The organism is Pseudonocardia autotrophica (assembly GCF_003945385.1).
Lineage (GTDB): Bacteria > Actinomycetota > Actinomycetes > Mycobacteriales > Pseudonocardiaceae > Pseudonocardia > Pseudonocardia autotrophica.
The window spans coordinates 3,344,583-3,356,883 of the sequence record NZ_AP018920.1 but is presented as its reverse complement, the minus strand read 5'-3'; the positions used below and the strand labels follow the sequence as shown (position 1 = coordinate 3,356,883).

At 74.7% G+C, this 12,301-nt stretch carries 10 protein-coding genes; 7 read left to right on the top strand and 3 right to left on the bottom strand.

Annotated elements, in window-relative coordinates:
• The first annotated feature begins 59 nt into the window (after positions 1-59).
• The 5 genes from Pdca_RS15825 to Pdca_RS15805 all read left to right on the top strand — a co-directional run bounded on the left by Pdca_RS15825 (position 60) and on the right by Pdca_RS15805 (position 6,078).
• Complete coding sequence (locus tag Pdca_RS15825; protein WP_085913862.1) at positions 60-1,088, top strand: LolA family protein; 1,029 nt, start codon at positions 60-62, stop codon at positions 1,086-1,088.
• Positions 1,089-1,098: 10 nt separating this feature from the next.
• Positions 1,099-2,076 (top strand): ABC transporter ATP-binding protein, encoded by a 978-nt coding sequence (locus Pdca_RS15820; RefSeq protein WP_085913927.1) that lies wholly within the window; start codon positions 1,099-1,101, stop codon positions 2,074-2,076.
• On the top strand, positions 2,073-2,927 hold the full coding sequence (locus Pdca_RS15815; protein WP_085913863.1) for an ABC transporter permease subunit: 855 nt from the start codon (positions 2,073-2,075) through the stop codon (positions 2,925-2,927). Before Pdca_RS15820 ends, Pdca_RS15815 begins: the two co-directional genes overlap by 4 nt.
• Before the next feature lie 46 nt (positions 2,928-2,973).
• On the top strand, positions 2,974-3,948 hold the full coding sequence (locus tag Pdca_RS15810) for a quinone oxidoreductase family protein (RefSeq protein ID WP_085913864.1): 975 nt from the start codon (positions 2,974-2,976) through the stop codon (positions 3,946-3,948).
• 84 nt (positions 3,949-4,032) lie between these two features.
• Positions 4,033-6,078 (top strand): S9 family peptidase, encoded by a 2,046-nt coding sequence (locus Pdca_RS15805; protein WP_085913865.1) that lies wholly within the window; start codon positions 4,033-4,035, stop codon positions 6,076-6,078.
• Positions 6,079-6,101: 23 nt separating this feature from the next.
• On the opposite strand, the gene Pdca_RS15800 is transcribed toward Pdca_RS15805, so the two are convergent.
• Together Pdca_RS15800 and Pdca_RS37575 are read right to left on the bottom strand one after the other, a co-directional pair.
• The gene (locus Pdca_RS15800; protein ID WP_125911430.1) at positions 6,102-7,007 is read right to left on the bottom strand and encodes an ABC transporter substrate-binding protein; all 906 of its coding nucleotides are present in this window, start codon (positions 7,005-7,007) and stop codon (positions 6,102-6,104) included.
• A complete protein-coding gene (locus Pdca_RS37575) occupies positions 7,004-7,909 on the bottom strand; it encodes a ferredoxin family protein (protein WP_085913867.1) in 906 nt (301 codons plus the stop codon). Before Pdca_RS37575 ends, Pdca_RS15800 begins: the two co-directional genes overlap by 4 nt.
• Before the next feature lie 55 nt (positions 7,910-7,964).
• Between Pdca_RS37575 and Pdca_RS15790 the strand changes: the two genes are divergently transcribed.
• The gene (locus Pdca_RS15790; RefSeq protein WP_158092207.1) at positions 7,965-8,768 is read left to right on the top strand and encodes a helix-turn-helix domain-containing protein; all 804 of its coding nucleotides are present in this window, start codon (positions 7,965-7,967) and stop codon (positions 8,766-8,768) included.
• Here Pdca_RS15790 and Pdca_RS15785 read toward each other — a convergent pair.
• Complete coding sequence (locus tag Pdca_RS15785) at positions 8,765-9,775, bottom strand: heme o synthase (RefSeq protein ID WP_373865465.1); 1,011 nt, start codon at positions 9,773-9,775, stop codon at positions 8,765-8,767. The genes Pdca_RS15790 and Pdca_RS15785 overlap by 4 nt on opposite strands.
• A 377-nt stretch (positions 9,776-10,152) precedes the next feature.
• On the opposite strand from Pdca_RS15785, the gene tkt reads away from it, so the two are divergent.
• Positions 10,153-12,279: a transketolase gene (gene tkt, locus Pdca_RS15780; protein ID WP_232021586.1), complete on the top strand. Its 2,127-nt coding sequence runs from the start codon at positions 10,153-10,155 to the stop codon at positions 12,277-12,279.
• Positions 12,280-12,301: the final 22 nt, after the last annotated feature.

Sequence of the window (12,301 nt, the reverse complement as noted above, 5' to 3'; positions counted from 1 at the left end):
AGAGTGTCCACGCGGTGCGAGCTGTGCACGATCGTGCGGTCGTGCGGCACTCTGGTGACATGAGCTCCGATCCCCCGCCCCGCCGGTTGCGTCGCGGTGGGATCGCCGCGGCGCTCGCCGCAGCAGTGGCCGTCGCACTCACCGCCGGTCTGGTCACCTCCCGTGCCTCGGCCGCCCCGGAGCTGCCCCCGGTCACGGCCGAGGAACTGGTCGCCTCGGTGATCGAGGCGGAACCGGTCGCCGGCGCCGCGACCGTCTCGGTCGACAACGGGCTCGGGCTGCCCGGCGCCGGATCCGAGTTCCTCACCGACGGCAGCTCCACCGCCCGGGTCTGGTCCGACGGCGAAGGCCGCGGCCGGCTGGCCCTGCCCCGCCCGGACGGCGAACGCACCTACGTCCGGGACGGCGCCACGACCTGGGTCTACGACTCCGCCGACCGGAGCGCCGTCCGGCTCCCGGAGCGCCCCGCCCGCACCGAGCGCCCCGGGGCCGCCGGAACCGACCCGCAGGCCGCTGCCCGGGAGATCGTGACCGCGCTGGGCGAGCGCAGCACCGTCGCCGTCGACGGCACGACCGAGGTGGCCGGGCGGCCGGCATACACCCTCGTCCTCACCCCGCTCCCGGACGAGCGCACGGTGCTGCGCGAGGTGCGCGCCGCCGTCGACGCGCACACCCGCACCCCGTTGGAGCTCACCGTGCTGGGCATCGGCACCGATCCGGTCCTGCGGATCGGGGTGGACGAGGTCGAGTTCGGCCCGCAGGATCCGGCGCTGTTCAGCTTCACCCCGCCGCCCGGCGCGGCCGTGCAGGACGCGCCCGGCCACACTCCGGCACCGAAGCCACGGGACGGCGCGGCACCGACGGTCGTCGGCGACGGCTGGGACGCCGTCGTCGTGCAGGACGCCGCAGGCACCCTGCCCGACGACGTGCGCGCACAGCTCGACGGCATCGGCGCGCCGGTGTCGGGGCCATGGGGCACCGGCCGCGAGATCGCCACGAACGCGGGCTCCGCGATCGTCACCGACGACGGCCGGTTCGCCGCCGGTGCGGTCGGCGCCGACGTACTCGGCGCCGCACTGGCCCGGTGAGCGGCGGGCGATGAACGAGGCACCCGCGTCCACCACCGCGGTCCGTCCACCGCCCGGCCCGGAGGAGCCGGCCGCCCGCGTCCGGGACCTGCGCAAGGTGTTCGGGCGGCTCACCGCGGTCGACGGGATCGATCTCGATGTCCCCGCGGGCTCGGTGTTCGGCATGCTCGGCCCGAACGGCTCGGGCAAGACCACTCTCATCCGGATGCTGCTCGGCCTCACCCGGCCCACCTCGGGCACCGTGGAGCTGCTCGGCCGCCGGGTGCCGGACGGGCTGCCCGCGGCCCTGCCGGACGTCGGCGCGCTGGTCGAGGGCCCCGGGTTCCATCCGTTCCTGTCCGGCCGGGAGAACCTGCGCCGGGTCGCGACCCTCGAACCGCGGCTGAGCGCGCGCGAGATCCGGCCCGCCGTCGACGCGGCGCTGGACCGGGTCGGTCTCGCCGGAGCGGCCGGGCGCCGCTACCGCGGCTACTCGCTGGGCATGAAGCAGCGGCTCGGTCTCGCCGCCGCGCTCGTGGTGCCGCGCCGGCTGGTCGTCCTCGACGAGCCGACCAACGGGCTCGACCCGGCCGGTACCCGGGAGATCCGCGCGGTCGTCGCGGACCTGCGCCGGTCCGGCGTCACCGTGCTGCTGTCGTCGCACCTGCTCTCCGAGGTGGAGTCGGTGTGCACCCACGTCGCCGTGCTGAAGCGGGGCACGCTGGTGGCCTCCGGTGAGCTGCAACGGCTGCTCGACGCGGTCGCCGGTGGCTGGGAGATCGGCACCACCGACGTCGACGGGGCGCTGCGGGTGCTGCACGGGACCGGGGCGCGGGCACGGGCCGACGACGACGGTGTGGTCGTCGGCGGTGTGGTCGTCGAGGACGGGCCGCCGGCACCCGAGCTGTTCGCGGCGCTGGTGCGGGCCGGCATCCCGGTGCACGGGCTGCGCAGGCAACGCCCCGACCTGGAGACGCTGTTCACCCGGATCACCGAGGGCGACTCGTGAGCGCCACGGCACCGGCCCGGCCGGTTCCCTGGTCCCGGCTGCTCGGCGCGGAGCTGCGCTGGGTGTTGCGCCGGCCGCGGACGCTGGTCGGGCTGGGCCTGTTCGCCCTGGTCCCGGTGCTGATGGCGGTCGGGATCGCACTGTCCGACGGCCCGTCGCGCAGCCTGCTGTCGCAGGTCGCAGGCAACGGCCTCACCCTGCCGGTGGCCGCGCTGTCGGCGCTGCTGATGCTGCTGCTCCCGCTCGCCGTCGCGGTGGCGGCCGCCGACGCCATCGCGGGCGAGTCGCAGCACGGCACCCTGCGCGGGGTGCTGCTGGCCCCGGTCGGACGCCTGCGGCTGGTGGTGATGAAGGCCTTCGGGGTGCTGGTGGTGGCGGGCCTGGCGGTCGCCGTCGTCGTGGTGTCGGGGACGGTCGCCGGATGGGCGCTGATCGGCCCGCCGGTGGTCCCGTTCGGCGCGGGGGGCGACGGCGCGCTGCTCAGCCTGTCCGGGTCGGTGCTGCCCGTCTCCGACGCGGCGTACCGGATCGGGCTCGCCGCACTGTGGACACTCGGGCAGCTGACCGCGATCGGCGCCGTCGCGCTCGCGGTGTCGGCGTGCACCGAACATCCGCTGGTCGTGGTCTCGTCGGTGCTCGGCGGGCTGATCCTGCTCGGGGTGCTCGCGGCGATCCCGGCGCTGGAGCCGCTGCGGCCCTATCTGATCACCACCGGATGGGGCGCCGCGGCCGACGTGCTGCGCGATCCGATCCCCTACCGCGGGCTGGCCCACGGCACGCTGGTCGCGCTCGGGTACCTCGCCGTCGGGGCGGTCGTCCTGACGGTCCGGATGCGTCGGCGCGACGCCTGAGGGCATGATCGTCGGCATCCACGGATCACGACGAGGAGGAGCCCGCATGCGAGCGGTACGGGTGACGAAGGCCGGCGGACCGGACGTGCTGGAGGTCGCCGACGTCGAACCCCCGGCCCCCGGACCGGGTGAGGTGCTGGTCGAGGTCGGGGCGGCCGGCGTCAACTACATCGACACCTACCAGCGCGAGGGCATCTACCCGATGGACACCCCGTACGTGCCCGGTCTGGAGGGCAGCGGCCGGGTCACCGCGCTCGGCGAGGGTGTCGACGGCGTCGCGGTGGGCGACCGCATCGCGTGGGCCGAGACGCTCGGCAGCTACGCCGAGCAGGTCGTCGTGCCGTGGGCGAAGGCCGTCCCGGTGCCGGACCCGATCGCCGACGACGTCGCCGTCGGTGCACTGCTGCAGGGCATGACCGCGCACTTCCTGGTCACCGACTGCCGCCCGCTGAACAGCGGCGAGATCGTGCTGGTGCACGCCGCCGCCGGCGGGGTCGGGCTGCTGCTCACCCAGCTGGCGACCGCGGGCGGTGCCCGGGTGATCGCCACGACGTCGACCGCGGAGAAGGCCGAGCTGGCCCGCGGCGCCGGCGCCGCCGAGGTGATCGACTACACCCAGGTGGACGATCTCGCCGCCGAGGTCCGCGAGCTGACCGGCGGAACCGGCGTCGACGCCGTCTTCGACGCGGTCGGCCGGACCACCTTCGACGCGAGCCTGGCCGCGCTGCGCAAGCGCGGGACGCTGGTGCTCTACGGGGCGGCGTCCGGTCCGGTCCCGCCGCTGGATCCGCAGCGGCTCAACGCCGGCGGCTCGCTGTACCTGACCCGGCCGAAGCTGTTCGACTACATCGACGGCACCGAGGCCCTGCGGGCCCGCGCGGACGCCGTCTACACCGAGGTCGCGGCGGGGCGGCTGGACGTCCGGATCGGGCACCGCTACCCGCTCGAGCAGGCCCGGACCGCGCACGAGGACCTGCAGGGCCGCCGCACCACCGGGAAGCTCGTGCTGCTGCCGTCCTGATCCGCGGGCCCGCCCCGGCACGCCCGGACCGTTCACGGCGGAATCGCCGGGGTGCCGGGGCCCGCGGGATGCTATGAACCGGGGGTGCCGACGGACGACGCCCCGAAGACCCCGTTCCACGACCTCGACGCCTACGCCGCGCTGCCCCGCCTCGGCGGGCTGGCGCTGTCCCCCGACGGCACCCGGCTGGTCACCGGACTCGCCGAGCTGGAGACCGACGCGACCCGCTACCGGACGGCGCTGTGGGAGATCGACCCGGCCGGGGAGCACCCCGCCCGGCGGCTGACCCGCGGCGCCGCCGGCGAGTCCGGGCCGGTGTTCACCCCGGACGGCGACCTGCTGTTCCGGTCGTCACGCCCGGACCTCGACAGCAGCTCGGACACCGACTCGACCGCCGCGCTGTGGCTGCTGCCCGCGGGCGGCGGGGAGGCCCGCCAGATCGGCAGCCGTCCGGGCGGGATCACCGACGTCGCGGTCGCCACCGGCTCGGGAACGCTGGTCGCGGCGTCGCCGACGCTGCCCGGCGCGGTGAGCGCCGCCGACGACGAGCAGCGGCGGAGCGCCCGCACCGATGCCAAGGTCACCGCGATCCTGCACACCGGCTACCCGGTGCGGCACTGGGACCACGACCTCGGCCCGGCCGAGAACCGGCTGCTGGTGGCCTCGCCGGACGCCGGCGGGCCCGGCGAGTCGGGCTGGACCGATCTCACCCCGGCACCGGGCCGGGCGCTCGACGAGACCGCGTTCGACGTATCACCGGACGGCTCGACCGTGGTGACCGGCTGGCACCGGGCGCACGGGCACGGCAGCTGGCGGCCCGGGATCGTCGCGATCGACACGGTCACCGGTGCGCACCGTGACCTGCTGACCGGCCACGGCCACGAGTTCGGTGACCCGCGGATCAGCCCGGACGGCCGGACCGTCGTCGTACGCCGGGAGCGGATCTCCACTCCGCAGGTCGCGCCGCTGATCGACCTGGTGCTCGTGCCACTGGCGGGCGGCGAGCCGCGCCGGGTCGCCGAGGGCTGGGACCGCTGGCCGTCGTCGGTGCGGTGGACCGCGGACTCGTCCGCGCTGATCGTCACCGCCGACGAGGACGGGCGCGGCCCGCTGTTCCGGATCGATCTCGGATCCGGCACCGACACGGTGACCCAACTGACCGGTGACCACGGCTGCTACAGCGACGTCTGCCCGTCACCGGACGGCCGCTGGGTGTACGCGCTGCGCAACGCGGTCGACGCCGCCCCCGCGCCGGTCCGGATCGACGCGACCGGCCGTGACGGCGCTCCGGTGCACCTGCGCGGGCCGGTCCCGACGGTGCAGCTTCCGGGCACGCTCGGAGAGGTCGAGACGGCCGCACCGGACGGCACCCGGCTGCGCGGCTGGCTGGTGCTGCCCGACGGCGCCGGACCGGATCGGCCGGCGCCACTGCTGCTGTGGATCCACGGCGGTCCGCTCGCGAGCTGGAACGCCTGGTCGTGGCGGTGGAACCCGTGGCTGCTCGCCGCCCGCGGGTACGCGGTGCTGCTGCCCGATCCCGCACTGTCCACCGGCTACGGGCAGGACTTCGTGCAGCGCGGCTGGGGCCGGTGGGGCGGCCCGCCCTACGAGGACCTGATGACCGTCACCGACGCCGCGCTGGCCCGCCCGGAGGTCGACGACACCCGGGTCGCCGCGATGGGCGGCTCGTTCGGCGGGTACATGGCGAACTGGATCGCCGGGCACACCGACCGGTTCGACGCGATCGTCACGCACGCCAGCCTGTGGGCGCTCGACCAGTTCGGCCCGACGACCGACCACGCCGAGTACTGGCTGACCGAGATGACACCGGAGATGGCGCGGGACAACAGCCCGCACCGGCACGCCGACGCGATCGTCACCCCGATGCTGGTGATCCACGGCGACAAGGACTACCGGGTGCCCATCGGGGAGGGCCTGCGGCTGTGGTGGGACCTGGTCTCCCGGCAGCCCGAGCCGGAGTCGAACCCGCACCGGTTCCTGTACTTCCCCGACGAGAACCACTGGGTGCTCTCCCCCAACCACTCCATCCTCTGGTACCGGACCGTGTACGCGTTCCTCGGCGAGCACGTGCTCGGTGAGCCGTGGGAGACGCCCGAGCTGCTGCGGTAGCGGCTCGTCCCGGGCGGTCGTCGTCAGTCCTGGGCGAGGCGGCTCGCCTCGTCCAGGACGTGCGCGGCGGAGAAGTACCCGCGGTGCACCCACGTCCCGCGGTCGACGACGTGCGCCCGGCCCTGCGCGACGGCGTCCAGCCTGTTCCAGAGCGGGTCCCGCCGGGCCTCGGAGTCGTCCTCACCCTCCGCGACCCGCACCATCAGGAACACGGTGTCCCCGGCGACGGCGGCGAGCTGCTCCCGGCTGACGTCGAGATAGCCGTCGGAGTTCCAGTCCGCTCCGTCGGGCGCAGCCGTCATGGTCGCCCCCGCCTCGCGCAGCAGCGACCCGGCGAACGAGTCCGGGCCGTAGGAGCGCACCCCGTCGGCGCTGACCTGCAGCACCGAGCAGGTGCCCCGCAGTGCGGCGAGCGCCGGCCGGGCGGCCTCGACCCGGCGGGCGTGCTCCGCCTGCGCCGCGGCGAGCCCCTCGGCGCCGTCCAGCGCCTCGGCGACCGACCCGACGTAGTCCTTCCAGCGCCCGGCGGGCTCCGGGACGACGATCTCGACGGTGCGGGCCACCCGGCCCAGGCGCTCCGCCTCGTTCTCCTCCCCGGCCTGGGTGAGGATCAGGTCCGGCCGGGCCCCCACCACCCGCTCGACGTCGACACCGAGCATCCCGTTCATCAGCTCGACCTGGTCGGCGCGACCGTCCAGGTGCGCCGGCGCGGTGCTCCCGACGACCGCCGCGAGTACCGGCACCGTGCCGACCGCGAGCGCCGCGTCCAGCAGGGCGGGAACCATCGTCACCACCCGCGGGGTGTCGCCGTCCGCCGACGCCGGCAACGACTCCCGGGTGCCGCAGGCACCGAGCAGGACGGACGCGCCGAGCGCCCCCAGCATCGTCCGCCGGGAGAGCACGACACCCCGGCTCCCCGGCGCGCTCACCGGGCCGCCCCGGTGACCGCGACGGCGCGCGGATCGGGTCTGCCCCACTCCCCCGCCGTGCACGACATCAGCCGTTCCTCCGACGGCGCCGGCCGGACCAGCACCGTGTCCGTGCCGCCCGGATGCCGGACGGGGACGAGCACGCCGTCACCCGAAGCCGGCTGCACCGCGAGCGGGGTGACGTCGTCGACACCGGTCAGTTCCCGCTCGCTGCGGACCGCGTGCTCGGCGACCTGCTGCTCGGGGAGGTCGGACGAGCGGCCACGCAGGTGCCGCAGCGAGATCCGGCCGTCGTCGAAGGACCGGGCGAGCCCGGCGGCGTCCGCCGGATCGACGTGGCCGTAGTAGACGCCGTGCGGCAGGCAGACCATCGCCGGGGCGAACCGGTCACCGCCGAGATGGGTCGACTCCCACACCCGTCCGCCCGCGGCCAGTGCGCGGGCCACCGGCCTGCCGAACACGGCGCAGCAGGCGTCCTTGCGGCCGTGCGTACAGACCAGGAACCGGGGCCGGTCCACCCGGCGCCCGAGACCGGGCGGCTCAGGGGACAGCGTCACCGCGGGATCGAGATCGACGAGCTCGTCGAGGCCCGACACCCGCAGCTCCTCCAGCCACGGGCCGCCGCGCCCGGAGTGCGCGAGCTGCACCCGGAACGGGCCGCCCGCCCGGGACCGGCCGGGCTCACGGACCAGCACGACCCGGACACCGGCCGCCGCGCAGCGGGCCTCGATCCGCGCCCCCGGTCCGGCGGCGACCCGGTCGAGGGCGCCGTCCCCCCAGGCACCGCGGTGCTCCACCAGCAACCAGCCCCGGGTGACGGCGGCGGTGCCGCGCAACGGCTCGCGGAGCCGGCGCGAGATGGCCGCGCAGGCCGGTGGGGCGGTCGGGAGGTCCGTGATCATCACGATCGCCACCGTAGGAGTGTGGACAGGCTTGCCTGTGTTCATAATCGGACACATGATGTCCCGTTCCCGATACCGGTGCCTGACCATCGGCGTGCACGTCAAGGCCGAGCGGCCGGACCGATCCGGTCACCGGGTGTGGACGCGGCGAGTCGCCCCGCTGCCCGGCCCGGTCCGGGTGCGCGAGCACCAGCATCCGTGCCACGAGCTGATCTGGGACACGACCGGCCCGCGCACCGTGGAGATCGACCGTGAGATGTGGGTCGTCCCGGTCGGGGCGGGCATCTGGATCCCGGCGGGCACACCGCACCGCGGGGTGATCTCCGGGAGCACCGGCTACCGCTGCACCTTCGTCGAGCCGGGGCCGTCGGTGCCGCTGCAGGAGCACGCACTGGTCCGGCTCGGCCCGGCGTGGACCGGCCTGACCGAGCACCTCGCCCGCACCGACCTGACACCGCAGGCACGCCGGCGGGCCGAGGAGGTCGCGCTGGACTCGGTCGAACCGGCCCCCGGCGGGCCACCGGACCTGCCGATGCCGGCGGACCCGCGGCTCTGCGAGGTCGCCAGGGGGATCGTCGAGACCCCGGGCGATGCCCACGGGGCCGAGCAGTGGAGCAGGCGGATCGGCTGGAGCAGCCGCACCCTGCTGCGCCGGTTCCGGGCCGAGACCGGCCTGACCTTCGTGCAGTGGCGGACGCACGCGCGGGTGCGGGCCGGCGTCCGGATACTGGCGGGTGGTGCGAACGTCACCGAGACCGCGCACGCGGTCGGCTACCGCACGACGAGCGCGTTCGTCCGCGCGTTCCGCGAGACCACCGGCCGGACCCCGGGGCGGTTCACCGCCGCCGGGAGGCCCTAGAACAGGACCGGCAGGCCCAGCGCCGCGTCCACCGCGATCGCCGCGAACAGCACGCACAGGTAGATGTTCGACAGGTGGAACAGCGGCATCGGGGAGACCTCGCCACCGGCCCGGACGTCGGCGTGCAGCCGGTGCGCCCGGTACACGAAGTACGCCCCGCCGAGCAGTGCGGTGCCGAGGTAGACCCAGGAGGTCACCGGCAGCAGCAGCAGGCTCCAGGCCACCATCACCCAGCTGTAGACGACGATCCGCACCGAGACCGCGGGCGCCGGCGCGACCACCGGCAGCATCGGCACCCCGGCCGCCGCGTAGTCCTCGCGGTAGCGCATCGCCAGCGCCCAGAAGTGCGGCGGCGTCCAGAAGAAGATCACGCCGAACATCACCAGGGCCGGCCACTCGACGGTGCCGGTCACCGCAGCCCAGCCGATCACCACCGGCATGCAGCCGGCGGCCCCGCCCCAGACGATGTTCTGCGCGGTCCGGCGCTTCAGGACCAGCGTGTACACCAGCACGTAGAACGCGATGGCGGCGAGCGACAGCGCGGCGGCGAGCCAGTTGGTGGTGAACCCGAGCCAGACCGAGCTGGCAGCGGCGAGCACCAGGCCGAAGATCAGCGCGTTGCGGGTGGGCACCTGCCCGGCGGCCAGCGGCCGGCGCGCGGTGCGCTTCATCTTCTTGTCGATGTCGGCGTCGACCACGCAGTTCAGCGCGTGCGCCGCCGCGGCGGCCATCGCCCCACCGACCAGGGTGGCGGCGATCAGCCAGAGCGAGGGGATCCCGCGCTGGGCGAGGAACATCGCGGGCACCGTGACCACGAGCAGCTGCTCGATGATCCGCGTCTTGGTCAGACCGAGGTAGGCCAGCAGGGTCGCCCGGACCCGGGCCATCCGTCCGGCCGGAGCCGGGGCCGGGGACTCCGGTGCCGGACCGTCCGCCGCGGACGCGACCGGCCGGCCCTGCGGGACGGGCTCGGCGGTCCGGCTAGGCCGCGACGCGGGTGCGCTCACCTGTTCGTACCTCGCTCGGCTCGGTGTTCGGGCTGGGCTCCAGAAGCGGGCCCGCGCGGTAGCAGGGCGCCACGTTCTACAGCGCGTCGATGTTAACCGGTGGCATGCGGTGCGGGCCGCCGGGGTACTCCCGGGTCGGACGACCGGGCCCGCTGCCGCGACGGTCGGCAAACCCGCAGGCCCGGCGTCCGCAGTAGGGTGTGCGACGCCGGGGGTGGCGACGATGCCACCAGGCGGTCCGGGTCGCAGTGCGCCGGACCCGTACGGGGCCGGTACGCGGCGGTGTCCTCGACGCCGGAAAGTGCTCTCCGCCGACCATCGCCCCGCCGCCCACGGCAGCATCCTCAGACGCCGACGCGAGTACAGGAGCCACCGCCTTGTCCGAGACCGCCACGTCCCCCCACGACGGGGACAGCGCCGTCGCCGCACTCACGCGCGCGCACGTGCCCGACGACTGGACCGAGCTGGACCGCAAGGCCGTTGACACCATCCGGGTGCTGGCCGCGGACGCGGTCCAGAAGTGCGGCAGTGGTCACCCCGGCACCGCGATGAGCCTCGCCCCGGTGGCGTACGCGCTGTTCCAGCGGGTCATGCGGCACGACCCGGCCGATCCCGAGTGGCTCGGCCGCGACCGGTTCGTGCTCTCCGCCGGGCACTCCAGCCTCACCCTCTACATCCAGCTCTACCTGGCCGGATACGGCCTGGAGCGGGAAGACCTCGAGCAGCTCCGGCAGTGGGGCTCGCTCACCCCGGGGCACCCGGAGTACGGGCACACCCGCGGGGTCGAGATGACCACCGGCCCGCTGGGCCAGGGTCTGTCGTCCGCGGTCGGGATGGCGATCGCCGCCCGCCGCGAGCGCGGCCTGTTCGATCCGGACGCCCCCGAGGGCGCCAGCCCGTTCGACCACCAGATCTACGTGATCGCCTCGGACGGTGACATCGAGGAGGGCGTCACCTCCGAGGCCTCGTCGCTGGCCGGCCGCCAGGAGCTCGGCAACCTCACGGTGATCTACGACGCCAACGAGATCTCCATCGAGGACGACACCAACATCGCCCTCAACGAGGACACGGCGAAGCGCTACGAGTCCTACGGCTGGCACGTCCAGGTCGTCGAGGGCGGGGAGAACGTCACCGGCATCCTGGCTGCGCTGGAGGCCGCGAAGGCGGAGACCTCGCGGCCGTCGATCATCGTGCTGCGCACGGTGATCGGCTACCCGTCGCCGAACAAGATGAACACCGGTGCCGCGCACGGCTCGGCGCTCGGCGACGACGAGGTCCGCGCCGTCAAGGAGGTGCTCGGGTTCGACCCCGACCAGACCTTCGAGGTCGACGACGCGGTGCTGAAGCACACCCGCTCGGTGGGCGAGCGCTCGCGCGCCGAGCACGACACCTGGCAGGGCACCTTCGACGAGTGGGCGCAGCGGGAGCCGCAGCGCAAGCAGCTGCTCGACCGGCTGCTCGCCAAGCGGCTTCCGGAGGGCTGGGCCGACGTCCTGCCGCACTGGGACGCCGACGAGAAGGGCCTCGCGACCCGCAAGGCCTCCGGCGCCGTGCTCGCGGCGGTCGCCGATGTGCTGCCGGAGCTGTGGGGTGGCTCGGCCGACCTGGCCGAGTCCAACAACACCTCGATGAAGGGCGCCGATTCGTTCGGCCCGAAGTCGGCCACCACCGGTACCTGGAACGCTCAGCCCTACGGCCGCACGCTGCACTTCGGTGTCCGCGAGCACGCCATGGGTGCCGTGCTGAACGGCATCGCGCTGCACGGCCCGACCCGCGCCTACGGCGGCACGTTCCTGGTCTTCTCCGACTACATGCGACCCGCCGTGCGGCTGGCCGCGCTGATGAAGACCAACCCGCTCTACGTGTGGACGCACGACTCGATCGGCCTCGGCGAGGACGGCCCGACCCACCAGCCGATCGAGCACCTGGCAGCGCTGCGGGCGATCCCGGGCCTGTCCGTGGTGCGGCCCGGCGACGCGAACGAGACCGTCTACGCCTGGAAGGCCGCCCTGGAGCGGCCGTCCGACGGCCCGATCGGTTTCGCGCTGACCCGGCAGAACGTGCCGACGCTGAGCGGCACCTCCGCCGAGGGCGTCGCCCGCGGCGGCTACGTGCTGGAGGAGGCGTCGTCCGGGGTCCCGCAGGTCGTGATCATCGCCACCGGTTCGGAGCTGCACCTCGCGGTGGCCGCGCGGAAGAACCTGGAGGCCGACGGTGTCGGTACCCGGGTGGTCTCCATGCCGTGTGTCGAGTGGTTCGCCGCGCAGGACGCCGCGTACCGCGAGTCCGTGCTGCCCGCGGCGGTGAAGGCGCGCGTCTCGGTCGAGGCGGGCATCGCGTCGCCGTGGCGCGGCTACGTCGGCGACGCCGGCCGCTCGGTCTCGATCGAGCACTTCGGCGCCAGCGCCGACCAGGCGACCCTGTTCGAGAAGTTCGGCTTCACCGGTGACACCGTCGCCGCCGCCGCGCGGGAGTCACTCGCCGCGTCGGAGAAGTCCTCCTGAATCACTCCTGAGCCACAAGGAG

Coding starts and splice junctions, on each gene's coding strand:
- Pdca_RS15825 (WP_085913862.1), top strand. CDS start 60: ATGAGCTCCGATCCCCCGCCCCGCCGGTTGCGTCGCGGTGGGATCGCC.
- Pdca_RS15820 (WP_085913927.1), top strand. CDS start 1,099: ATGAACGAGGCACCCGCGTCCACCACCGCGGTCCGTCCACCGCCCGGC.
- Pdca_RS15810 (WP_085913864.1), top strand. CDS start 2,974: ATGCGAGCGGTACGGGTGACGAAGGCCGGCGGACCGGACGTGCTGGAG.
- Pdca_RS37575 (WP_085913867.1), bottom strand. CDS start 7,909: ATGATCACGGACCTCCCGACCGCCCCACCGGCCTGCGCGGCCATCTCG.
- Pdca_RS15790 (WP_158092207.1), top strand. CDS start 7,965: ATGATGTCCCGTTCCCGATACCGGTGCCTGACCATCGGCGTGCACGTC.